This is a genomic window from Treponema sp. JC4, from assembly GCF_000260795.1.
GTDB lineage: Bacteria > Spirochaetota > Spirochaetia > Treponematales > Treponemataceae > Treponema_D.
Genome location: NZ_AJGU01000014.1, coordinates 37198 through 61249, shown reverse-complemented (window position 1 = coordinate 61249; position 24052 = coordinate 37198). Strand labels below are relative to the sequence as shown.

Annotated in this window: 18 protein-coding genes; 11 read left to right on the top strand and 7 right to left on the bottom strand. The window is 41.0% G+C overall.

Going from position 1 to position 24052, the window contains the following annotated elements:
* Together MSI_RS07490 and MSI_RS07485 are read left to right on the top strand one after the other, a co-directional pair.
* The coding region (locus MSI_RS07490) for an alpha-L-arabinofuranosidase C-terminal domain-containing protein (RefSeq protein WP_304412306.1) at positions 1-1682 on the top strand (1682 nt) is incomplete at its 5' end.
* Positions 1683-1789: 107 nt separating this feature from the next.
* A complete protein-coding gene (locus tag MSI_RS07485; RefSeq protein WP_009105406.1) occupies positions 1790-2476 on the top strand; it encodes an alpha-L-arabinofuranosidase C-terminal domain-containing protein in 687 nt (228 codons plus the stop codon).
* Positions 2477-2563: 87 nt separating this feature from the next.
* Here MSI_RS07485 and MSI_RS07480 read toward each other — a convergent pair whose 3' ends face one another.
* The 3 genes from MSI_RS07480 to flgF all read right to left on the bottom strand — a co-directional run bounded on the left by MSI_RS07480 (position 2564) and on the right by flgF (position 4864).
* Positions 2564-3073 (bottom strand): rod-binding protein, encoded by a 510-nt coding sequence (locus MSI_RS07480; protein ID WP_009105405.1) that lies wholly within the window; start codon positions 3071-3073, stop codon positions 2564-2566.
* Between the two features lie 180 nt (positions 3074-3253).
* Complete coding sequence (gene flgG, locus MSI_RS07475; protein WP_009105404.1) at positions 3254-4048, bottom strand: flagellar basal-body rod protein FlgG; 795 nt, start codon at positions 4046-4048, stop codon at positions 3254-3256.
* 12 nt (positions 4049-4060) lie between these two features.
* Entirely contained in the window at positions 4061-4864 is an 804-nt protein-coding gene (gene flgF / locus MSI_RS07470; RefSeq protein ID WP_009105402.1) for a flagellar basal-body rod protein FlgF, read from the bottom strand.
* A gap of 570 nt (positions 4865-5434) precedes the next feature.
* Here flgF and MSI_RS13995 point away from each other — a divergent pair.
* From MSI_RS13995 to MSI_RS07450, 4 genes are read left to right on the top strand one after another with little or no spacing between them, the layout of a single operon-like run.
* Positions 5435-7066, top strand: coding sequence for a hypothetical protein (locus MSI_RS13995; RefSeq protein WP_009105400.1), 1632 nt, complete (start codon positions 5435-5437; stop codon positions 7064-7066).
* A gap of 24 nt (positions 7067-7090) precedes the next feature.
* The gene (locus tag MSI_RS07460; protein ID WP_009105397.1) at positions 7091-7840 is read left to right on the top strand and encodes a hypothetical protein; all 750 of its coding nucleotides are present in this window, start codon (positions 7091-7093) and stop codon (positions 7838-7840) included.
* Positions 7841-7854: 14 nt separating this feature from the next.
* Entirely contained in the window at positions 7855-8229 is a 375-nt protein-coding gene (locus MSI_RS07455; protein WP_039924537.1) for a BMP family ABC transporter substrate-binding protein, read from the top strand.
* A complete protein-coding gene (locus MSI_RS07450; RefSeq protein WP_009105393.1) occupies positions 8216-10441 on the top strand; it encodes a C13 family peptidase in 2226 nt (741 codons plus the stop codon). Before MSI_RS07455 ends, MSI_RS07450 begins: the two co-directional genes overlap by 14 nt.
* On the opposite strand, the gene MSI_RS07445 is transcribed toward MSI_RS07450, so the two are convergent.
* The 4 genes from MSI_RS07445 to MSI_RS07430 all read right to left on the bottom strand — a co-directional run bounded on the left by MSI_RS07445 (position 10433) and on the right by MSI_RS07430 (position 15478).
* Entirely contained in the window at positions 10433-11761 is a 1329-nt protein-coding gene (locus MSI_RS07445) for a DUF1302 family protein (RefSeq protein WP_009105390.1), read from the bottom strand. The genes MSI_RS07450 and MSI_RS07445 overlap by 9 nt on opposite strands.
* An 84-nt stretch (positions 11762-11845) precedes the next feature.
* Positions 11846-12634 carry an outer membrane lipoprotein-sorting protein gene (locus MSI_RS07440; protein ID WP_009105387.1) on the bottom strand — a complete coding sequence of 263 codons (789 nt, stop codon included), beginning with the start codon at positions 12632-12634 and terminating at the stop codon, positions 11846-11848.
* A gap of 2 nt (positions 12635-12636) precedes the next feature.
* Positions 12637-15027 carry an RND family transporter gene (locus MSI_RS07435; protein WP_009105385.1) on the bottom strand — a complete coding sequence of 797 codons (2391 nt, stop codon included), beginning with the start codon at positions 15025-15027 and terminating at the stop codon, positions 12637-12639.
* A gap of 109 nt (positions 15028-15136) precedes the next feature.
* Positions 15137-15478 carry a helix-turn-helix transcriptional regulator gene (locus MSI_RS07430; RefSeq protein WP_009105383.1) on the bottom strand — a complete coding sequence of 114 codons (342 nt, stop codon included), beginning with the start codon at positions 15476-15478 and terminating at the stop codon, positions 15137-15139.
* A gap of 191 nt (positions 15479-15669) precedes the next feature.
* Here MSI_RS07430 and MSI_RS07425 point away from each other — a divergent pair, with 191 nt between their 5' ends.
* From MSI_RS07425 to MSI_RS07405, 5 genes are all read left to right on the top strand, one after another.
* On the top strand, positions 15670-18501 hold the full coding sequence (locus MSI_RS07425) for an RND family transporter (protein ID WP_009105381.1): 2832 nt from the start codon (positions 15670-15672) through the stop codon (positions 18499-18501).
* 158 nt (positions 18502-18659) lie between these two features.
* Positions 18660-19451: an outer membrane lipoprotein-sorting protein gene (locus tag MSI_RS07420; RefSeq protein WP_009105379.1), complete on the top strand. Its 792-nt coding sequence runs from the start codon at positions 18660-18662 to the stop codon at positions 19449-19451.
* 139 nt (positions 19452-19590) lie between these two features.
* Positions 19591-21153: a hypothetical protein gene (locus MSI_RS13990; protein WP_009105376.1), complete on the top strand. Its 1563-nt coding sequence runs from the start codon at positions 19591-19593 to the stop codon at positions 21151-21153.
* Between the two features lie 187 nt (positions 21154-21340).
* Positions 21341-22051, top strand: coding sequence for a hypothetical protein (locus MSI_RS07410; protein ID WP_009105373.1), 711 nt, complete (start codon positions 21341-21343; stop codon positions 22049-22051).
* 84 nt (positions 22052-22135) lie between these two features.
* Entirely contained in the window at positions 22136-24043 is a 1908-nt protein-coding gene (locus tag MSI_RS07405) for a hypothetical protein (RefSeq protein WP_009105371.1), read from the top strand.
* Positions 24044-24052 lie beyond the last annotated feature (9 nt).

Genomic DNA, 24052 nt, shown 5'->3' with positions numbered 1-24052 from the left:
GAATCTGCAGTCCTGCCTTTGCAACCCCTGCCCTTCTGGAAGCAGATTTTACCCTTCCCGTAACAGAAGTAAGTAAAAATCTCTTTGGAATCTTTTTTGAAGACATCAACTATGCGGCAGACGGCGGTATTTATGGCGAAATGATTCAAAACCGTTCTTTTGAATATGCAAATTGTGGCCGCCCAGCCCTCGAAGCCTGGGAAATTGCAAATGAAAGCGGAAAATCATTTTCTTCTATATTAAAAACAACTTCATCAAAGCCGCTTAATAAAAATAATCCTGTTTATGCAGAACTCACTATTAAACAGGAAGGTGATGGAATCTCTAACTCCGGTTACGAAGGTTTATTTTTTGAAGAAGGCAAAACCTACCCGGGAAGCATCTGGCTCCGTTCTCCAGATTCAAAAGTAAAAAGCGTTACAATCGTTGCGGGAGGAGCAAAAGCAAAAAGCAAGACGGAAAGCATTACAATAAGCGGAATTACAAATGAATGGACAAAATTCGACTTTAGCATCACAGCTCCAGAAACTGTAAAAAACGGTAAACTTGGAGTTTTTGCAAATCAGAAAGGAATTCTGGACATTGATTTTGTATCCCTCTTCCGTGCAGATATTTACAAAAACCAGCCTAACGGACTTCGCAAAGACCTTGCAGAAAAACTTGAAGAAATGCGCCCAGCCTTTATCCGCTTCCCGGGCGGTTGTATTGTTCACGGCAGCAATCTTGAAAACCGCTACGAATGGAAAAATACAGTAGGACCAGTAGAAGAACGCAAAGAAAAGGCAAATTTCTGGGGCTACGAACAGTCAAACGGTCTTGGATTTTATGAATACTTCCGTTTCTGCGAAGACATCGGGGCAGAAGCTCTCCCAGTTTTGAGTTGCGGAATGGCACACAATGGAGAAATTTCTTCTGTTGCAGAATATGAAAAATATGCTCAGGATACCCTGGATATGATTGAATGGGCTACAGGTCCTGCAGATTCAAAATGGGGAAAAATCCGTGCAGAAGCAGGTCATCCGGAGCCTTTCAAATTAAATTATGTTGGAATTGGAAACGAAGACTGCGGTCAGGATTATCTTAAGCGCTTTGACTACATTGCTTCTAAAGTTAAGGCAAAATACCCTCAGATTAAAACAATTATGTCATCAGGCTTTACCTGGAACGACGGAAATTTCCACGATGCATGGAATCAGGTTCGCGCCTGGGAAAACGGTAACAAAAAAGGCAAAGGTAAAAAAGCAATCTGTGACCTTGTAGATGAACACTATTATAATGAAGCAGCCTGGTTTCTAACCAACAACCTGCGTTATGATAACCTTGATTTTTATCCACGTGGAAAAGACAAGGCAAAAGTATTCATCGGAGAATATGCATCCTGGGATGAAGGCCGCAGAAACAGTCTTTACGCTGCCCTTACAGAAGCCGCTTACATGACAGGAATTGAAAGAAACGGTGATATTATTGAAATCGCTTCTTATGCACCTCTTTTTGCCCGCCAGAACAATGTTCAATGGTTCCCTGATGCAATCTGGTTTAATGAAACTGAATGTTATGGCACTCCAAACTACTATGTTCAGAAAATGTACATGAACAATAAATCTGATAAATCCGTAAAATACACCCTTACCCAGCCAACAGGCGATGAAGACAGTAGAAAAAGATTATCGGAGGTACAGTAGGACTTGGAACCTGGGCAACAACAGCTCAGTTCAAAAATGTAAAAATTACTAACGACACTACTGGCGAAGTTCTCTACGAAAGCGGAAAAACTGCAACAATTGATGATTTGCAGCCGGAAACAGGACTGTGGACTGTAAACAAAAAAGGCGTAATTTGTCAGGATTCAATGGAATGGAATGTCCGTACCCTTTTCAGCGAAGTTGCCCTGGGCGACGTAGAAAATTACTCTTTTGAATTTGATGCAATGAAAACTGGCGGTGCAGAAGGCTTCCTGGTTATGTTTGGCGTAAAAGGCGGTTCCCTATACTGGTGGAACATGGGCGGCTGGGGAAATACCCGCTCTGCAATTGAAAAAGGAACCCGCGATGCCCGCTCAATCATAGGAAATAACGAAGCGCTGGCTTTGAACACAGGCGCATGGTACAAAATCAAGGTTGAAGTAAAAGGAGAAAACTTCAAGTGCTACCTGAACGGAAATCTGATGCACGATTACACCGATACATTGAACTTTGATCCGATGTATGCCCACGTAGGCCAGACAGATGACGGAAAAACTCTTGTTAAAATTGTAAATGTTTCTGACAAAGAGCAGGAAATTCAGATTAAACTTAATGGAATAAAACCTGCTTCCGCTGCAAAAGCAACAGTTCTTACAGGAAATAAATCGAGTGCAGAAAACTCCTTCAAAAATCCAGAAAATGTAATTCCTGTTGAAAAAACAGTAAGCGGTATTTCTTCTGATTTTGTTTACAAAGCTGAGGCAAATTCCTTTACAATTCTAGAACTTAAGTAAAAAAAAAGCGGTGAGCCAACGACTCACCGCTTTTATAAGGATGTAAAAATATATTTTTGAAGGGAACTAGTCCCCATTAAGCACTAATTAAACTAAAGAAAGATAAATCTGATCTGCAAGACCAAAACCTGCAGACTTTGTCATGGCTGTAGAATATTCATCATACAGCATGTCTTCATACATATTCTGAGCAAAATCGCTCTCGTTTGTTTTTACAACAGTTTTTCGCATTGCGCTGAGCATCTGTTTAACAAAGTAATTTTCAAGTTCAAGCGATTTTTCGTAAAGTTCGCTTGTTTTATCAATTGTTTTTGGCTGAACGTGAACGTTAGCCTGATTTACTGCGGCACCTGTAGGTTTAGCGGCGGTCTGAGTAAAGCTTCCTGCAAAACCGCTTGTCCAGTCACCGTTCAAACGTCCGCGGGCTGTAACCTGGCTGGAAGAAATACTAGCTTCAGCTTTTTCTTCATTCTGAGCCTTAAATTTTTCAACCAAAGCAGAAAAACTCTGGGCATCAGCAGACTGGCGGGCACTCTGCAAGGCTCCCTTGCCGTTTGTAATTGAACTATATGTATTTGAAACTAAACCTACATTCATAAAAAACTCCTGCCCGGGGGCGTTGCGGGGGAAGATATGTAAAGCTAAAAATTGCTATTCGCAATTTTTTTAACGCTTTGCTATCGAACACCGGTCGCCAGCAACCTTACACACCCCCGCAGAAGGGGTAGCACGCAACGAAGTGCGGGCGCAGGGGAAGACTTTCCCCTCACCTATTTACTACCTCTTCAAGTTAACCGCTGTACTAAGCATTGTATCCGATGTCTGCACAGCCTTCGAATTGAACTCGTAAGCGCGCTGGGCAACAATCATCTGAACCATTTCGTTTACGACAGAAACGTTGCTCATTTCAAGGAACTTGTGGCGAACGTCACCAAAGCCTTCTGAACCTGGACGGCCAGGAATCGGCTGACCGCTGGCATTAGAAACCTTAAAAAGGTTGTCACCTTCTGCCTTAAGACCAACTGCGTTCGGGAAGCGGTAAAGTTCAAGCTGACCAACTTCAACCGGGTCGTTTCCGCCGTTTACCTTAACGCTCACGCGGCCAGTCTGAGTAATTGTCATAGTAGAAACATCGTAACCTTCCGGCAAAATGATTTCCGGCATTACGCGAAGACCGTTGTTTGTAACAAGCTGGCCCTGAGAGTCAACCTTAAAAGAACCGTCGCGGGTGTAGGCATAGCTGCCGTCGTACTGCTGAACGCGGAAAAATCCTTCGCCAACGATGGCAACGTCAGTATCAACGCCGGTATTCTGAAGGCTTCCCTGATTCATAATACGCTGTGTTGCTCCCACTTTTACACCGCAGCCCATCTGAACGCCGACTGGAGTTACTGTATCTTCTGTTGCAGGAGTTCCCGCAAGCTTTTTGTTCTGATAAATTAAATCTTCAAACTCAACGCGCTGCTGTTTGTAGCCGGTTGTGTTTACGTTTGAAAGGTTGTGAGAGATTGCGTCAATGTTTGACTGCTGTCCGTTCATGCCAGTTGCGGCTGCCCAAAGTGATCTTACCATTTACGCGCCCCCTTATTTATACTGAGCAAACTTTGTCCAGAGAGTCTGCATCATTGAATCTTCGCTCTGAATTGTCTTCTGATTAGCTTCGTAAGCGCGGTTCACTTCAATCATCTGAACCATTTCATTTACAACATTTACGTTAGAAGTTTCTGAATAGCCCTGAAGGAAAGAAGGACGCTCGTCGCCTTCCGCAATGTGAGCCGGACCTGAAATTTCTGTGTCGATATAAAGGCTTGAACCCATTTTTTTCAGGTAACGCTCGTTATCAAAGCGGACAACCTTAAAACGGTCAATTTCTTCCGAAGTTTCCTGACTGTAAATTACACCGTCCTGATTTACAGTGAATTTATCATCTTCTACATATATAAAGCCCTTTTCGCCAAGAACGGGATAACCTTCCTTAGTTTCAAGAATGCCTTCTTTTCCAATGAAAAAATCTCCGTTACGGGTGTAGCGCTCGCCGTAAGGAGTCTGAACAGCATAAAAGCCTTTTCCGCTCAAAGCTGTGTCTGTCTGTGTGTTTGTATATTTGAAAGAGCCCTGCTCAAAATCAGTGTAGTTTTCGTTAGTTTCTACACCAAGCCCGATTTTTCCGATTACAGGAGCCGCATCAGCGCTGCCCGAACCGTTAGGAATCTCATAAACGCCGTCGTAATTTGTGCGGCGCAGCAAAAGCTCTGGAAATGACTTACTTACTGTAATGTCCCGTTTGAATCCTGCAGTATCAACATTGGCAAGATTGTTAGATATGGTGTTCAGTCTGTTCTGCTGAGCATTCATTCCTGAAGCACCCGTGTACCAGCCTCGGATCATAATTCCTCCAAAAAATATTTTTTACATCTATATTTTTTATCGGAATCTGAAAAATTTAGTTAAGGATTTTAATTAAGAATTCTGGGCGAGTCGCCCTTCCAACTCGCGTTCCGCCACTCGCCTATCCGGCTCGGTTTCGCTGCGCTCAACCGCCTTCGGCGTGGCTCCATGCTCGCGCCGGGTGGGAATTACAATTGAAAAATAATCTTCCCTATTTTTAATATTTCTTACCCTCCTCTTATTTTTTTTCTTTACAATTCAAATTTTCACTATTACAATTTGTTATATGTTACAAGCCATAACTTGCAACGAAAAAGGAATTATATCATACTCTATTGACATAATTTCTGAGACATATCAAAATTCGCAATTCGCAATTCGCAATTCGCAATTCGCAATTCGCAATTCGCAATTCGCAATTCGCAATTCGCAATTCGCTTAGGCGAATATTTTTCTATTTTAAAATTCAAGCAAAAATCTCGATTTTTCTCTCTGGTACAATCTGGTTCTGCGGTCAAATTGTCACTGTAGGCCTGTAATTTATATTATTTTGTAATTGGAGGAACCATTATGAAACTAAAAAACAAACTTTTTTGTGCCTTACTATGCAGTCTTACGGCACTTTTTATGATTGCCTGTTCAAATGGAAGCAGCGATGAAGGTGGTCTTGTAGGAGAGCCAGAACTTATATCTTCTATTTCTTATGATGAATTAATCACAGAACTCACAAAAGCTGCTGGAGAGACCAACGAAGATAGCGATACCTTTAATTCCTTAATTGAGAAATTAAATGCTCAAAGGGATGAAATTAACGCTAATATTCAAACTGAAATTTTAAACGACCTTGATAACATAAATGCCTATGTAAAAAGCGTAGATCCAGATGCCTCTGACATAACAGAATCTGATGTTACCGGGCAAAACGGTGTTGGAGACATTCATGTTGAAACCTACAAACTTACATGTAAAACACGTAGCATGAATGGAGAATGGATTAATGTAAGCGGAACAGTTTCATTAAGCTGTATTTCAATAGGTTTTCTTAGCGGCCTTACACAAAAATTTTCAGCAGCCTTGCATTACAGCACTGCAAAAAATATTGTCCTTCATAACCACGTTACAATTACCAGTAACAAAGAATGTCCTACAAATGCAAGCCTTACTAAAACAGACAGTTTCCTTGTCCGAGCCCTTGCTTTCAATGATTATTTTGTAGTAAGTCCTGATTACGAAGGCTATGGCGACACAAAAGACCGTGTACATACATATCTGATTCAGGATGATACCGCAAGACAGTGCGTAGACTTCCTGCGTGAAGCAATTAAATGGAAAAACAGTAAGAGTAAGGTTTACGGAACTTATGGTGGACTTGCAGAAAACTTTGGAACTTATTCAATCGGTTATTCACAGGGTGGTTCTGTTGCCCTTGCAGTACACAGACACATCGAAAACTGGAATTTAACAGATGAACTACATTTCCATGGTTCTTATTGTGGAGACGGCCCTTACAGTCCTCCAGAAACCTACAAATGGTATATTAAAAAGAATGAAGTTTATATGCCTGTTGCTGTAGCACTTATTCTTCGTTCATATCTGCCACATTACGGTGACAGTATTCTTAAAGGATACAATATAGATACATATTTTTCAGAAACATTCCAGAACGCACTGGCAGGCTCCTCTGTAAAGGGAATTCTTCGAAACACATGGTATGCTATTGATGGAAAGGATAAAGATACAACAGAAATTAACAAATTAGTATTCTCATGGTTTGGAGGCGATGCCGGTGCAGCAAGAAGAGGTTACTGTACAGCTGAAGAATTGTTTAAGCCAGATGCAAGAGCAGAAAATTTTGACTCAGCACCTGCACAAGCTTTACTTACTGCCCTTGAAAAGAATGACTTAACAAAACCTAGCAACTGGAAAAACGGCAAAGGTCCTGTAAAAAGAGCTGTTATTATGCATTCCTATACAGACGAGGTTGTTCCATATGTGAATATGTGGGCCTTAAAAAATCTAAGCGGTAATCTAAAATACTATGTACCAAATGGAGAAGACCCTTCACGTGAAACTGAATTGAAATATATTGACCACAATTGTAAAGTAACAAAAGGCAGACATGAAGGTTTCGGCACAACATTTTTTGCATGGTATATTCTTGCTGCAAAAGATTTCAAAGAGAAAATAGATGCAACGGACTAGACAAAATATATCGTGAAAACATTCATGAAGCTAAGCAGACTGTGCAAAGCATTAGCCCTTACAACTTTGCTCTGCACAGTTTCCTGCACACAAAACAGCGATGATTCCTCTTCTTCTGGAATAATTCCCAAATCAAAGGCGGGAATCCTCGCTGTATTTTACCAGCCTGGCTCACTGGGAGACTTATCTTACACAAATATGCTTTCTACAGGAGTAAACAAGGCTGCCTTAAAACACAATCTTCTGCTTGCCCAGTATGAGCCGGAAGCTTTAGACACTATTACCCCTTACTTTAATCAATCTCTTTCACTCTGCGACAGAATGCTTAAAGATAAAAAGAAGGCTCTTATTATTTTTGCAAGTCCGGACTACAAAACTTTTATTTCAACCAATTCTTCAAAAATATCAGAATACACAGAAAAAGGCGTAACTTTTCTTTTAGGCGAAGCAAAAGAAAATTCAGATTCTAATATACATACCTTTTACATGCCTTTTTACGGCGTTAATTACGAAGCTGGCATTGCCGCAGACAGTCTTCTTCCTGCTGATCAGAAAGCTCTGCTTCTTCTTGAAGATGCAGAAAATACTTCTCTAAAAGAATATTCAAAAGCATTTCTTTCCGGCTTTTGTGCATCAAAAAAACACGGACAAGAAAGCGATGCACTCTGGGGCACTCTTCTAAAAGACCTTCTTGAAGACGAACAGACTAAAGATAAAATCAAGAATGCCCTTATAGCCCCGCTTCAGGAAAAAAAGACGAATTCGAAAATATAACTGATACCTTATATATGTTTGCAAAAGTCGAAGGAGACAAAATGCTGGGAGTCAATTTGATTCTTCCTTATTGCGGAAAAGCTGTCCACGGACTTTTGCTCTATAATCGTGAAAATACAGATTCTTACTATACTGTTGGTACGGATGTTGATATGCAGGCCTATTCAGATCGGGTGCCATTTTCTATCGTAAAGCATATCGACAAAGTAATTGAAAAATGCGTAGACCAGAGCCTTGAAGGAAGTCTTCCAAACCATCAGGATTTTGGATTAAAAGACGGCTACACAGAACTCCTCATTTCTAAAGATTATGAAGAAGAACTTTCAGAAGCGGTAAAAAACATACATCAAACTGCCATAGAAAAAGAGGAAGCATATGAAAAGCAATAAACTTTCTTTAATTCTCCTTTACTTATGTTTTCTCATTTCCTGTAAACAGGCTTCTGATGACAGCACAGGGGAAATCATTTCTTCCAACGATCTGGTTCTGGCAGTATTTGCACCCCTGACTTCAGAACAGGCAACTTCCCAGCGCTTAAAACGAACTGCCGACTGGTTCATAAATGAACTTGAAAGTGCAAAAACTCTTTCAGAATCTTCTCTTTCTATCAAACTTAAATGGTATGATGAAGATGCCGCAGACCTTTCTTCAATTACAGCCTCTCTTGCTGCAGACAGCAATATCAAGGCAATAGTTGGCCCTATAAAAACAAATCATATTCAGATTGTTGCAGATGCCTGCCGCAGAAGTACAAAACCTCTTCTTATACCAGCAATTTCTTCAGAAAATATTCTCAGGAGCTGTGCAGTTGCAGAAACTGGAAATGTAAAAAAGCCCTTTTTATGGTCTCTTTCCGAATGTGATATTGCCCAGGGAGAAGCCCTGCTTGCAAAACTGAACAACTATTCAATCAGTAAAGTTGCCGTTATTTCTTCGGCAGATCAGTACGGAAAAACTTTTTTTGAATGGCTCCCTTTTCAGGGAACTCAACTTGGTGTAGATATTGTCCAGAACGTTCGTTTCAAAACTAAAGATACTCCGGATTATGACAGTTCTACGGTTGGAACTCAGGCTCTATCACTTGATGATGCCATACAGACTGTCAGCACAAGTGATGCAGAATGTATTATCTGTGCCGCAGAAAATACAGAAGACATTAAAAAAATTGTACAAGGCCTTGCAGCCTGCAGTAAAAAGATTTTCTTTACAGGAAGTGCCTTAACAGAAACTATTCTGAAAGATGTTCCTCTCGTACAAAGCGGCAATCTTGAAGGAATTTCTGTTTACGCAGACCCAGCAACAGGTTTTGAGGTAGCCTACAAATCAAGATTTGACTCCTCCCCTATGCTTGCAGAAGCTCAGTTTTACGACTGCCTTCTCTTAAGCTGCCTTGCCGCAGAGTATTGTCTTCAGGATAAAAAAGAACTTTCAAACGTAAATATCAACAACGCCCTAAAAGACCTTACAAGTGTTTATGGCCTAAAACTAACCGCCTGGGATGCTGTTGGAATGGCACAGGCCTTTTCTACCTTTAAAAACGGACTTTCCCTTATAGGAGCCAGCGGTTATCTCAACTTTGCAAGCGATACCCTTACAACAGTCACCTACAGTAATTATTTACACTGGGGAGTTTACGACGGCGAAATCATTAGCATTGACTATATGAGTGCAGATCCAAACAGAAGAACTTCTGAGTCAGTTTCCGTCTGGAATTATGCAGCAAGTCTTGAAGATTTTGACAGCCCAACAATTACATATGAAGAACAGAAGAGTAAATGGGCGCTTCTTGTTGCAGGTTCTGCCCGCTGGACAAATTACCGGCATCAGGCAGATGTCCTTAACGTTTATCAGTTCTTAAAGAAGCAAGGCTTTGATGATAACCATATCATTCTGATTATGGCTGATGATATTGCAAATAACTCAAGTAATCCTCATAAGGGGCAGATTCTAAGCCCGGAAGGCAATAACTTATATCAGGACGTCCTGATTGACTATAACCTTTCTGACCTGCTTGCAAGCGATATCCGGGATATTTTAACTGGTGTACAAAATGACCGCTGCCAGACTGTATTTGATGATGCAGCTACCAGCTGGAAAAATGCCGATATCTTTGTTTTCTGGTCAGGTCACGGTTCAAACACAAACGGAGACCCTAAAAACGGAAAATTTGAATGGGCAGGAAAGAAAGACATAAAACTGAGTAATGCAAACTTTACTACAGATTTAATGAAGGAAACTCTAGAAAAGATGAAAGAAACGAAGCACTACCGGAAGCTGATTTTCTTTGCAGAAACCTGCTATTCGGCAAGTGTTTTGAATGTTGCAGAAGGTTATGACGGAGTTCTGGCTTTTACGGCTGCAAACGGTGTAGAAACCTCTTTTGCAGACGTTTACAGCTATGATTTACACGCCTGGCTTACAAACCGCTTTACCAGAAACTTCCTAAACTCACTTACAGACAGTCTGGGAATAAGTTACATCGATTTATACAAGTCTATTCAAAGACAAACACTTGGCTCTCATGTGCAGGTAATAAATTCTGGAAAATTTGACCTGCACGTAAGCCTTAGTGAATTTTTCGGAAGCGATGAACTAGAATGAAATCTTTGCTTTAAGTGTTCCGCAGCTCAAACTTTCATAGGCGCCGTACTGCCCTTCCTTGCCGTCAATACCTTTTAAGAAGAGGTCTACAATGGCACTGAGGGTAATTGCGTCACTGAAGCTGTAGGCACATTCAACTTCGGCGGTGGAGGAAAGTTCGTTTAAGTCCAGAGCGCCGGTCGCTGAAAGGGTCAAAGTTTCGTTTATAAAGGACTTTTCAAGGCTCAGAGTCATCTGATGCTGGTAAAGCTTTCGCTCAAGGTCGTCCTTGTAATCGCAGATCAGATCTGCAAAATACTGGGCGGTAATAGTCCAGCCGCCGCTTGGTGTCCAGTCAAAACCTGCAAGGGCAATTACCTGATGGGCTTTTTTGCCAGCATCAAGGATTTCTCCTGTCGCCTGCTTTTTACTATCTGTCTGAATGCTTCTCTGCGGGAAGTAAGCGGCTTCAAATCGGAAAACAAAATCCCCTGCAGGAATTGCTGCGTCTGCACCAAGCATTGCCATGCGCTTATATTCGCCGCCAACTGTAATACCACTGTTATCAATAGAATATGCCATAAAAGGATTATCATCCCAGCCGTAAAAAGCGTAGAAAGACAAATCCAGGGCACTCAGATAAGTGCTGGCACGCAGGGCATATTCTCCGTTGTAAATTGCCTTTTTGGGTAAGTCAAAATCATCGTATTTTTGTGGGCCATTAACCGGCACCCCATCATACGAATCCGGCAAAATGCACTTTCTAAGAGGATTGTTTTTGGCAAGCGGCAACAGACTTGGTGTAAAAATCGGAATCCAGTAGGCATCAAACTGAGCCTTGTCTGTAAGCAAAGAAAGGCGCACTGCATCAATTCCAAGTCGGGAATCTTTGTAGGTGCTGGCAATCATTTTTGAATCGTCTTTTGGACACAAAACGTCGGCAACCTGAATGCCGTCTGCCTTACCCCAGGCCGCAATCTGCCTTCCAACGCGGAGGGCAAACATTTCTCCACGCCAGTCCAGGTAAGCCTCTTTAAGATGCAGGGCAAAGTTTCCGTTATCAGAGGCAAAAGCCGAATAACCGTTTGTAGACTGGCTTCCGATTGCGTCAAAAATTACCTGACCGTTAACGTAAGCCATACTTTCGCCAAGGTAGGACTTCATTGTACCGTCAAAAACCGTCTGTCCGGTAAGAAAATCCCCCTTATTATCATCAGTATTTGGAAGACCAATTCCCGCCTGTGTGGTAAGGCTTCCTGTAAACTCAATTTCCTGAGCAAAGGCCGGCAGACTCAAAGCAAAAAGGCCCGCCGCAATCATATTCAAAACACTACGCTTCATAAGACACTCCAATTCCGCCCGTTAACTGCACTTGCATGCCGCTAACTGCACTAACACCCGCTAACAAGCCCTGTCACTTTCAACCTACTTCACCATCTCTCTTTCAAGCGCGCTTACAGTAAAATAGTTTGTATCAACAGGAATATCAAACTTAATATTCTGAAGTTCATAAATCGTCTGATGGTTAGTCTGGACGTTTTTCATAGTCATTTTCTGAATAGTCCAGTAACCGTTCACCTTTTCAATATTTTCGCAGGTCAAAACCTTAAAAAGATTGTTCTGGCGGTCGTAATATTCGCCCTTCTGAACAACATAATTATCTTTGCTAATCCAGCTTACCCGGCGGCTAACCTTAGCCTTTTCATCCTTTGCCTTGGCTTCCAGAATCCAGCAGTTAACGCCGTTTACAGCCTCTTCCCCTAAAATCGTAAAGTTATCTTTAGAAAGGCTTCTGTTACCTATATCATCATAAGAAAAGTCAGTTCCCTGAAAGTCATCATCCTTGTTTGAGCCCGAAACGCGGCGGACTTTTTTCATTGCAGGAAGATAAAGCCAGCTGTCACTGTCTGTCGGAGAGCCATCTTCTTTATCAGGATAATCAAAAGAAAGATAACTTACCCCCGCTACATCCTTTGGAGTTCTGAAAACAAGAACTGTTTTATCAGTTTTTCCTTCCTTCATCGTATAAGAAGCCATTTCACGCGAACGGGTCTTTCCGGCCTTATCAATTAAAGTTACCGCAATAGTACAGGAACCGGTTTTTCCGCTAGGCAAATCGTGTTCAGCCTTTGCAATATCATAAGCAGACTGGGCAAATCCGCTGAAGCCAGTCACCAGCATAACTAAAGAAAATACAGTTTTTTTGTTAATCATAACTAACACTCCTTATTTTCACTATACTCTTTTCCAAAAGGTTTTACAAGATAAAGCAGCGCCGGTGTAATGGTGTAATCAGCAAGCAGGGCACCAGAAAGTCCCGTAACTGTAAGCACGCCAATTACCAGCAGAATGTGCATAGGGCTTAAAATATAGACTCCAAACATAGCACACAAAATCAGGGTTGTAAGGAACATAGAAGAGCCAATTTCGCGGAAGGAATCTTCCATTGCAGTCTTATAAGACCCATGCTTTTCAATTCCCATCTTCAAATGCGTTGTAAGATGGATTGTATCATCAACAGCAATACCAAGAATCATAGGCATTACGGCAACCGTTCCAAAGTCCAGAGAAAACTTGCAGTAGCCCATAAGACCGCCTACAAGAATAACCGGCGCCACATTCGGAATCATACTGATTAAACCAGTTCTTACGCTTGAGAAAGCCAGAATCAGCATGAATGCAATAATTACAAAAGAAAAGGCAAAGGATTTAATACCCCCGCTTACAATACGCGAACTCATCTCCGCATACTGAATCATATCACCTAAAAGCGTGCACTTAGCTCCTGGCAAAACTTCAGCAACCTTAGCCTTAATTGCCGCCATATTTTCCAATGCTTCAATTTCGCCGTAACCTGTCATATCAACATTTATAACGGAAATCTTAAAATCATCATCCATAAAGTCCTTAAAATCATCGTGCATCTCTATAGAAGAAAGCTCTAAAAGTTGAGCCAGCACATAATCATCTTCAGGCACCTTATAATAATCTTCATCACCCTCGTTCAGTGCCCGGTACATCTCTTTAAGAATATCCGTTACAGAAGAAACGCGGGCCTTATTGCCAGACCACTTGGTAAGGGAAAGTCCGCCAATAAAATCTTCCAGCTCCATAAGCCCCTGCATATTTTCCGGCTGCTTAAAGGCATCCTCCTCATCAAAAGCCAGCATAACCGTGTAACTGTACTGGTTACCAAGTTTTGCAGAAAGCATCTGCCTTAAGGTCTGAACATAAGGCATTTTTTCACCCGCAACAGAAGCAAAATCAACAAGAACGCGGATTTTGAAAAATCCCGGAATAAAGGCCGCAAGAACCAGAACAGAAACAAGAATAATAAGGCCTGTCTTTTTCTGAACCACATCAGCCCAGCGGGCAAACTTCATATCAATTTTAGTCGCACCCTTTTCACCAGCCTCACCAGCCTCCGCAACAGGCGCCTTATCCTTACCAAAAGAAAGCAGAATCGGAACAAGAACGGCAATATAAAGATAAACCGCAAAAACAATCAGACTCGTAACCCGTCCCATCCATTCAAGCGGTTTCATTCTTACAAACATAAAGCTCACAAAAGAAGTCATCGTAGTCAAAACCGTAAACAAAACCGACCAGCCGCACTCTTCAACGCAAGCTACAACGCTTTCCTTACGCTTGCCCGTACGGCGGAAAAAGATTTTAAACATATTGATGTAGTGCACCGAATAGCCCACAGAAAGCGCCATACCAAGAATAATAGGCACCGTTACAAGAGTAGAATCCGCCTTAACACCAAAATAAGACATTGCGCCAAAAACAGAGGCAATCGCCCCCACCGTCGCCACAGCTGGAACAAGAACTCCAAAAGGATTCCGCAGGAATACAGCCAGAAAAATCAGCATGACAAGAAAGCCCAGCGCCACACGTTTGTAATATTCAGGAATATCATAACGGTCTTCGTTAGCATCCTCGAACGGCATGCCAACCCCGTAAAGTTTATAGGCTTCCGACTGAAATTCCGGGCCTTCTATAATATCAATGAATTTATAGCCAATCTCAAGGGGAATATCCTCGTCCTGCCCGTAAGGCAAAAGCGAAAGGAAAATCCAGGTCTCCTTCGCATCATCACTGATCATGGAATTAATCAGGGCATTATTTTTTTCCGAGCCCCTCATAATAAAGTCCCGCTTTTTTTTCAGTTCAGCCGGGCTAGAAGGAATTCCGTTTTCAAAAGGCTTCACAACCTCAAAGCCCTCGTCATTACCAACCGGAATATCAACATTTATAATAGAAGTAAGTCTGTCAGCATAAGGAATTTCATCCCTCAGCCGCATACCAATTTTATCAATAACATTCAGCATGTCTTCAGAAAAAAGATCCTGCCCGTCCTGCCTTACCACCAGAACGCCAAGACCGTTGATATTTCCAAAAACCTCTTCGTATTTTCTCTGATTGATTTTTATTTCGTCATTACCGCCGTACCAGCCGTCATCGCCCAGCGCAAAAGCAAATTTCGAAAGCCCGCCACAGCAAAAAAGCGTAAGCCCGATAAATACCGCAAGAATAGCCCAGCGAAACCGAACCTGAGCCTCCCCCACCTTCTTAAAAAACGCGTTAAAACTACTGACCTTCATCCGCAAGCCTCCGTATAATTACTTTAAGGGTACAACGAAATTCTGCAGATTACAACAAATATTTATGAGCGAGTTAGAACTGTTAAATGGCATTGCTCGCGCCGGATGCCTACTTTCTATTTTTAATCTTCTCTACTACAGCCTGAATTTCCTTTACCAGTTCCGCAACTTCATCCAGGTTCTTGTCCAGCGAAAGCTGGTAAAAAATCTGAGTTCCTTCTTTTACAGGCTTAATAAGCCCGCAGTCCTTCAAAACCTTCAGGTGGTGCGAAATAGCAGGACGGCTCAATTTTGATTTGGCAGACAGGTTTGTAACATTAATTCCTTCTTCCCCGCCGTCTGCAATATCCAGAATTAGTTTCTGGCGAACTTCATCTCCAAGAGCAATAAAAAGAGGTGCACAAGTATTAAATAAAAGATGAATTCTGTGTAATGCTTCTTTATCAATCATAAAAAATCCTCTTCACCAATAATGTAAATATAATTATTTGTTTTGTCAAATAAAATTAAACATTTAAACGTTTAATCGTTTAATTTTTTAAACATTTCTTCAAAAATTTATTGACTTTAAACGCTTACGATAATATATTGTTATTGATTGGTTTAATTATTTGAACATTTAATCTAAAGGAGTTTGTTCTTATGAACTTTGTAAAAGCTTTTTTCAAAAGACCATGGATTATCATTGCACTTACAGTAATCCTTACAGGTCTTTTCGGCTCTTTCATTGTGACACTTGTAATTGATAACTCAATCAGACAGTTCATGCCACAGAAAGACGAATCTTACAAGCGCTTAAACGACACAGAAGATGTTTTCGGCTCTATGCTGGTAATTGGTGTCAGCGTTGCCGACAATAACGGCGACATCCTTACACCAGAAAACATCGAGGTAATCAGAAAAATCACTGACCGCTGTATCGATGTAAATGATGTAGAAGAGGTTGATTCCCTCACCCACATCGATTTTGTCTGCAACCACGACGGTGCAATTTCTGCTACACAGCTTATTCCTGAAGAATACACAGGCAGTGCCCAGGATATCGCAGAACTCAAGGCAAAACTTGTAGGCTGGGAAGATATGTATAACCGCGTTATCATCAGCGATGACGGCAGTGCAACTCAGATGCAGCTTTCAATTAAAACCTGGAGTGCAGAAGACCGCGAAAATGCCCGCAAAATTGCAAAAGAAAACCACACAAAGGTTGTAACAGATGCAGACCGCCAGCAGGGCATTCTTGACCAGATCCGCGCAATTGTAACAGAAGAAACTGCAGACCACTCTAACCTTACATTTAAGGTTTACGGAGACCCTGTTGTTACAGAACAGTCAAGAAAATTCATGCTTTCAGACCTTATCAAACTCATTCCTCTTGTAACAATTGTTGTTCTTCTTTCACTTTATTTCAGCTTCAAAACTGTATCTGGAACTTTGCTTCCATTGATTAACGTACTTGTTTCTACAGTAATCACAGTAGGAATTATGGCAGTAACAGGCCGCGCATTTACCCTTGTATCTTCGGTAATTCCGGTTGCCCTGATTGCAGTTGGTTCTGCCTACGGTATTCACGTGCTTACACACTACTATGTAGAACTTACAAATCAGGCAGGCATTGAATTTACAAAAGAAAGTTACGAAGAAGCAATTTTCCACGGACTTAAAGAAGTATTTAAGCCAGTTATTCTTTCTGGTATTACAACAATCATCGGATTTATCTCTCTTGTAACAAGCCCGATTGGACCTCTTCACGACTTTGCAATCTTTACCGCAATCGGTGTAGGACTTTCTCTGGTTCTTGCAATTACTTTTGTTCCTGCAATGCTTTTTGCAAAATCTTACAAAAAGATTAACGAACAGAACAAACGCAGAAACGAAAAACTCAACGAAATTGCAGATGAAAATATTAAGAATAAAAAGCTCCACCAGCTCAAAAAACGTGTTCAGCAGATGACAGGCCGCGTTTCAGCCCAGTCAAGTGGAACTTCTTACAATATTTACAAGTTCTTCTGTGGTTCTAAACCACGTATGATTATCTTCTCTCTGGTAATCGTAGTTTTCTCAACAATCGGAATCTCTTTCCTTAAGATTGATACATCACTTGTTGGATACTTCCCTAAAAAAACTCAGATGAGACAGGATATCGACTATGTAAACGAAAACTTTGCAGGTTCAAACAGCGTTTACTTTACAATCACAGGCGAAAATCCTGGAGACATCAAGAATCCTGAAATCCTCAAGGCTGTTGATGACATGCAGAACTACCTTGAAAACAAATACGACAACATTGGTAAAATCGTATCTTTCACAACCTTCATTAAACGTATCAACCAGGTTTGGTTTGCTCCGGGAAGTTCAGTTGAACAGGCTGACACCTCAGTAGCAGCCAGCGACACTTCTGACTTTGATTTTGATGCAGGCTTTGACTTTGGCGAAGACGACGGCTTTGGTTTTGATGACGATTTTGGCTTTGACGAAGAAGAAACAGCAGCAGCCCCTGCCACACCGGTAGACTGGGTTGACCCAAATATCGAATACAACAGACTTTTGAACGGCGAAGTAACAGTATTCGACATGCTCAAGATTTTGAACGACGCTTACGTAGAAGCAGGTGGTGAAAAAGCTCATTTTGCAGAAATCATGAACGTACTTGAGCGCAAGTTCAACTTTGACGGAAAAGCTTACTACGAAGTTCCTTATGATCCAGCAAAATACCCTGTTGCAAGCCGCGAAGACCTTGCAGGCGTTGTAAACGGTTACCTCACACTTCTTTCTGGATCTCTTGACCGCTTCCTTGACAGCGACCTGAATCCAAAAGTAATGCGCGTAACCTGCCAGCTCAGAAACTTCTCTACAATCGACACTGGTAAAATCATCAATGATGCAAAAGCCTATGCCGCAGAGCACTTTCCAGCAGGCTATACAATCGAAGCAACAGGTTCAGGCGAAATGGAATACACAATGACAAACCTTGTAGTTTCAAGCCAGATTTCTTCTCTCTTGATTTCACTTTTGTCAGTATTCATCATCATCACAATTTCCTTCGGTTCAGGCTGGGCAGGACTTTTGGGAACAGTTCCACTTGCCTTCACAATCCTCTTGAACTACATGATTATGGGATTTGCCGGAATCAACCTTGACCTTGTAACTTCTATCATCGCATCTGTAGCAGTCGGTGTAGGTATCGACTATACAATCCACTTCCTTTCAACTTACAAACAGGAACGTGCCCTTACAGACGACCTTGAAGCCGTTACAAAAACAACCTTCCTTAAGAGCGGACACGGAATCATCACAAACGCTCTTGCCGTAGGACTTGGATTTATGGTTCTCTGCTGCTCAAAATTCCTTGTACTCCGCTACATCGGTATTCTGGTAGCAATCGTAATGTTCTCTTCATCAATGCTTGCCATGACAATCATTCCTGGAATCTTGAACATTTTTGATCCGAAGTTTATACGACCTAAGAAGGAATAGATTATCGGGTCAAGCCCTATAAAGACAGTCATCCCGAACTTGTTTCGGGATCTCAGCACCACATATAGTGCAGATGCTGAATCAAGTTCAGCATGACAGGTCTAATTAGACACCCCAATCTATTAAACAGTTAATTATTTTATTTATAGGAGATATATATGAAAAAGACACTTTTTGGCACATTCGCCGCACTTATGCTTCTTTCTTCAGCAGTTTTCGCTGACGAAAAAGGTTACAAAATCATGAAAGACGTAGCAGATTTCAAAAAACCTGCTTTCTCACAGGCTCAGCTTTTTATTTCTTTGTACAGCAAATCTGGCGACAAAGAAGAAGAATGGGGAGCAATCGAATACGGCCGCGATGTAGACGGACTTGCTTCAGTTGTAATGGACTTCAAGACAGGTTCTAAAAAAGGAACACGCTTCCTTCAGATTGAAAACGAAGGCAACAAACCAGATGACAAATTCATCTATCTTCCAGAACTCAAATCATCACGCCGCGTAAACTCAAGCGAAGGTTCAAAATCATTCCTTGGTACAGACGCAACATACGATGACCTTTCAACACGCGATGTAGAAGAAGACGAGCATACATATCTTAAAGATGAAACAAAGAACGGATATGACTGCTACAACATCAAAGAAGTTCCAAAGGATCCAAAATCTAGCCAGTACGCTTGGCGCCTTACATGGATTGACAAAAAGACAATGTACCCAATCTACACAGAAATGTACGACAAGAACGACGCTCTTGTAAAAACATTGACAGTAGAAAAGATTGAAAAACACGGTGACTACGATATCCCAATGACTAACACACTTGTAAACGTAAAAACAGGTCACAAAACAGTTATGGATATCCGCAAGGTTCTCGTAGACAACGAAATCGGCGGCGGAAAAGGCCTCCCAGCTTCAATCTTCACTCAGAACTTCTTGAATACAGGAAAGTAACGTTTAAATGTCAACTTCGCTGAAGCGAAGTTGATGTTCAGCATAAGGGCACTGAAACATTTAGTTATCATTTTTATGCTGAACAGGGGAAACCCTTCCCCTCACTCCAGCCTACCACTTATTAAACTTAGAGGCATTTATGAAAATTTCAAAAATTTTACTTACAGCCGCAGCACTTTCCCTTGCTACCGCTTCTCTTGCCGCCGACGATTTCGACGACTTCGGTTTTGATGATTTCGGTTCAGAAGGTTCTTCTTCCAGCGGTTCATCTCTTCCAATTGAATTCAGCGGAGATTTGACCCTGGACGTTCGCGATTATTTTATGGTTGATGATCCAAAGGGAATCGGCGAAACAAGCATTGAAGCAACACCACAGGCAAAACTCGGAGTTAAATACGACGGAGGAAAAGCCGCTGCAGACCTTCAGCTTAAAATTGACGAAACAACAATCAAAGAATACCCGATTGATGTAATCGATGAACTCACCCTTTCTGCATACCTTGGAAACTTTACCCTTTCTGCAGGTAAAATGAAGGTAGTATGGGGAAAAGGCGATAAACTCCACGTAATCGACAACTTCAACGCTGATGATTACACAGACTTTATCATTCCAGATTACCTTGACCGCCGTATCTCAACCCCAATGATTCGCGGTGTTTACGCAGTTCCACTCAACAGCCGCACAGTTTCAAACGTAATGATTGAAGGTGTTTACACACCTATTATGCCGGTTGACCGCTTTGCAAGCGATGGTGTTTGGAAGCCAACTAAAGTTTCTGAATTAGAAGAAACTGTAATAGAAGCAGTAGGAACTAATCTGGGATTAAAACAAGCAGCTGTAGATGCAGTTGTCGCAACATCAACTGGAGGTGCAGCAGGAGCAGCAATTGTAACCACAGCAGCTTATCAAACAGCATTAAGAGATTACATTGAGTACCAATCATATGCATCATCTTTTTCTGCAAGCAATTTATATCCAGATACAAACAAATTTAAATATGGTCAGGGTGGTGTACGTGTTACAGGTTCAATTGGTCAGGTTGATTTAGGATTAAGTTATTACTATGGACACTATAAACAACCATCGGTAAACCTTGAAAAATATGCTATATCAAAGAAGGCTCGTTTACTAGGAAGCAGCTCAACTCCTTACGCTCTTCCAGAACTCGCTTACGACAAAAAACAGACTTTTGGTCTTGAATTCTCAACAATTCTCTGGAAGTTCAATCTCCGTGGCGAAGGCTGCTTCAACCTTACAGACGACGTAGCCGGCGACGATCCATGGGTACACAACAACTCTATCCAGTGGCTCGGTGGCTTCGACATCGATCTTCCATTCTGGGACGCAAACCTCAACGTTCAGGAAACAGGAACTTACATCCTTAAGAACAACAAAATTGAAGACAGCATCTACAAGACTCTTGATGTTGACTATGCAGAAACAGGCTACACAAACAACAAACTTGTAGTAAACTTCACAACTTCATTCTTGAACGGAAAACTCGCTCCAGAAGTTACAGCCCTCTACGGCTTTGAACACAAAGATTTAGTTGTAATGCCAAAAGTTACTGTTAAACCTGCTTCAAGCTTCAAAATCATCGCATCTGGCCTTGCAATGTGGACAGCTGATGAAGAAAAGAGTGAATTCGGCTTCTGGCACAAAAACAGCTTTGTTCAGCTGGGTGCAGAAGTTTCATTCTAAAAAATCATAGTTAAACCTTTTAGGGATGTCCAGTTTGAACTTACTGGACATCCTTTTTTATTCAATCTCTACTAAAATCTTTCTAATTTTTCCCTAACATTTTATTAAGAATTTCCTTGCCTTTCACTATATATATATATATACTATATACATCATAAAGATTTGTTATTTAATCAATGGAGGAATTATGAAAAAACTAATTGGAGCAACTTTATGCTTATTTCTGGCTTTCTCTGCATTCGCAGGTGAAAAATTTGAAAACATTGTAGGTGCAGGTCTTACACTTCCAGTATCTGTAACTAAATACAATTCTTCAAGTGATTCAAGAGGCTTTGATGGTAAAAGCTTTACTCAAGTTGGTCTTGGTGCAGATCTTTTCTGGGTTGGAGTTATGAAAGACATGGGTCTTGCCTTTAAGGCAGATTTTGCAATCGACGGTTTTCTAAAAAGCGAGTATGACGACCTTGAAATGGACATTGCACCAGAAAAACCAAAACTGAGCAGCTTATTTGATAAAAAAACATTCGGAGAAATTTCCTTTGATGTAGGAGCAGGTTACGCATTTATCCGTAACGACAAATTTACTCTTGCAGCATTCGGTGTCATCGGAGTAACTGCAACTGCGAATGAATATGAAGCAACTCATGATGGCAACACTGCTAAAATGAATTTTAAATCAGCTTCCTTTGATTTTGGAGCAGATATTTTTGCAAACTACAAAATCGTAAAAGGCTTTGGAGTTTTTGCTGATTTAGCATTCAAGGGAATGGCTGGCTCAACAACTGTAAGCGTTGAAATTCCAGAAGTAACTCCAGGAGTGTCATTTGAAAATTCAACAACAACGTCAACAATCGGATTTAAGTTTGCACCAACAATCGGTGCGTCATTCGCATTCTAATTAATCAAATCTGGGGATGAATACAAAGGCTATTCATCCCCTTTTATCATTTATGCAGTTTACAGCTTTCTCAGGAGGCAAAAGATGAAAAATCTGCTGAAATCCATTTTATTTCTTACCGCTATTTCAATTTTTACACTAACATCTTGTGCAAATGGTTCTTCTGGAGGCGGCAACGATAATTCAGAAGAAATTAATCTAGCAAGATCAATTACAATTTCAGATATATCTTTTGATTCCTTTAATTACACCCTTGAAGCAAATACAACCGCCCCTGACGGAACCAGCATTGCAGCCGCTGCCAACAATCATGCGACTACTGCCGTCGCCAGCAAAGGAAAAATCAGCTGGAACATGGCAGAATCTTTCCACAACGGCATTCTTGGCGGAAATGACTACGAGGTTTATTTTTCTTACGAAGGAGCCTCAATCAGCAATACAACAGTTTCTTACTGGCCGGAAATTAAATACGAAATCAACTGTCCTGAACTTGTTTATCTTTACAACGGTTCAGGCCAAACATATCAGTACCCGGAAATTATCATAAACAATTACAATCAGTCAGACATAAAAATAGAAAAGAGTTTAAGGACTACGGGAGCTCTTCTCGACTTAGAACAGTTCAAAGAATTTGTAGACAATAAAGACAATATTATAGAAACAGATGAAAACGGTAAGGTAATAGAAAGCACAGCAAAATCTGCCTACCTTAATTTTAATATTTACCCTGTAAAAATTAACGAACTGGAAGATGCCGGTCGTTTATGGGAGACAGGTCAAATAACCTACCTTGTAAAACAGGAAGTAGAAGTTAAATATGTACAGGCGGAATACAGTGCCGGTTCTTACGAAGCAAAAACCTACACAGCAAACCCAAATGAAAATTCAACAGAAGCACTGGAAGCCGGTGGTAAAATAGCTTACCAGTGGCAGATGTCAGATACTGGAAACAGCTGGCAAGACGTAAGCGGTGCCACTTCCCGTTTCTATAAAATTCAGGAAGCAGATACAGGAAAATATCTTCGCGTAATAATGACTCAGACAATGCAGGCAGCCAGCGGAGAAAAAACTCTTACTCCACTCACCTCTAAATCATCAGACAAAATTCTAAACGGCATAAAGGCCGCAAACCTTTATTACGACTTAGTCACAGTTACAGGAGGAGAATTCCTTCCATCATGGGTAAAAGGAACTCTAACAACAATTTTTGATTCAACAATTGATCTGGATGGTAACTTTAAAACTTCAATAAACCCCAAATACGCTTCAAATAAAAGTTTTAAGGACCTGCAGGTTTCTCAAAATGTTGATATAACAATTACCCGCGCAAATTTTCAGTCTTTCGACACAAGCGTATATGTGCCTGTAACATCAAAACTAAAAGATGATGAACTTCCTTCCCTTTCAACAGATACAAAAAAAATTACAGACGGTTATGTAAGCTTTAACACTATAAATGCAGACCTTGAATTTTCAAACGACAACAAAAAGACCTGGACAGAAATGCCTATAGAAGAATTCGCTGCCAATGCAGGAGACCTTCTCTACTTCAGAAAAAAAGCCTTTGGAACTCCTAATACAGAAGGTTATATAAAAGAAAGTTCTCCTTTGTCTATAACAGTAAAAAGCGAAAACCTTGGAAAACTTGTTGCCGGCAGCGGTGCAATAAGCAGCTTAAATATGATGGATTTAAAGCTTGTAAAGAGCACAAAAGGCGGAGCAACAATACTTACACCAGTCATAACACATAAACAGCCTTATTACTTCGATTATAAAATTGATTACGAAATTGACGGACTTGAACTTTCTATGTGGCAAACCAAAGGTGCTTATAAAAACTCTGATGACTGCTTTGTATTAGAAAAAGACAATTCTTTTGCTAAAGATAACTATCAGATTAACTGTGTAGTCAAAGTATATACAAAATCAGATGAGGATGGAACTGAATGCGTTCTCATACTTTCAAGACAGATTTCTTTGAAGATTGAATAAGGAGAAAGA

What these genes read in the sequence shown, in the direction of transcription:
- MSI_RS07480 (WP_009105405.1), bottom strand. Translation starts at nt 3,073, where the DNA reads ATGAATGTAGGTTTAGTTTCAAATACATATAGTTCAATTACAAACGGC.
- flgG (WP_009105404.1), bottom strand. Translation starts at nt 4,048, where the DNA reads ATGGTAAGATCACTTTGGGCAGCCGCAACTGGCATGAACGGACAGCAG.
- flgF (WP_009105402.1), bottom strand. Translation starts at nt 4,864, where the DNA reads ATGATCCGAGGCTGGTACACGGGTGCTTCAGGAATGAATGCTCAGCAG.
- MSI_RS13995 (WP_009105400.1), top strand. Translation starts at nt 5,435, where the DNA reads ATGAAACTAAAAAACAAACTTTTTTGTGCCTTACTATGCAGTCTTACG.
- MSI_RS07460 (WP_009105397.1), top strand. Translation starts at nt 7,091, where the DNA reads ATGAAGCTAAGCAGACTGTGCAAAGCATTAGCCCTTACAACTTTGCTC.
- MSI_RS07455 (WP_039924537.1), top strand. Translation starts at nt 7,855, where the DNA reads ATGTTTGCAAAAGTCGAAGGAGACAAAATGCTGGGAGTCAATTTGATT.
- MSI_RS07450 (WP_009105393.1), top strand. Translation starts at nt 8,216, where the DNA reads ATGAAAAGCAATAAACTTTCTTTAATTCTCCTTTACTTATGTTTTCTC.
- MSI_RS07445 (WP_009105390.1), bottom strand. Translation starts at nt 11,761, where the DNA reads ATGAAGCGTAGTGTTTTGAATATGATTGCGGCGGGCCTTTTTGCTTTG.
- MSI_RS07440 (WP_009105387.1), bottom strand. Translation starts at nt 12,634, where the DNA reads ATGATTAACAAAAAAACTGTATTTTCTTTAGTTATGCTGGTGACTGGC.
- MSI_RS07435 (WP_009105385.1), bottom strand. Translation starts at nt 15,027, where the DNA reads ATGAAGGTCAGTAGTTTTAACGCGTTTTTTAAGAAGGTGGGGGAGGCT.
- MSI_RS07430 (WP_009105383.1), bottom strand. Translation starts at nt 15,478, where the DNA reads ATGATTGATAAAGAAGCATTACACAGAATTCATCTTTTATTTAATACT.
- MSI_RS07425 (WP_009105381.1), top strand. Translation starts at nt 15,670, where the DNA reads ATGAACTTTGTAAAAGCTTTTTTCAAAAGACCATGGATTATCATTGCA.
- MSI_RS07420 (WP_009105379.1), top strand. Translation starts at nt 18,660, where the DNA reads ATGAAAAAGACACTTTTTGGCACATTCGCCGCACTTATGCTTCTTTCT.
- MSI_RS13990 (WP_009105376.1), top strand. Translation starts at nt 19,591, where the DNA reads ATGAAAATTTCAAAAATTTTACTTACAGCCGCAGCACTTTCCCTTGCT.
- MSI_RS07410 (WP_009105373.1), top strand. Translation starts at nt 21,341, where the DNA reads ATGAAAAAACTAATTGGAGCAACTTTATGCTTATTTCTGGCTTTCTCT.
- MSI_RS07405 (WP_009105371.1), top strand. Translation starts at nt 22,136, where the DNA reads ATGAAAAATCTGCTGAAATCCATTTTATTTCTTACCGCTATTTCAATT.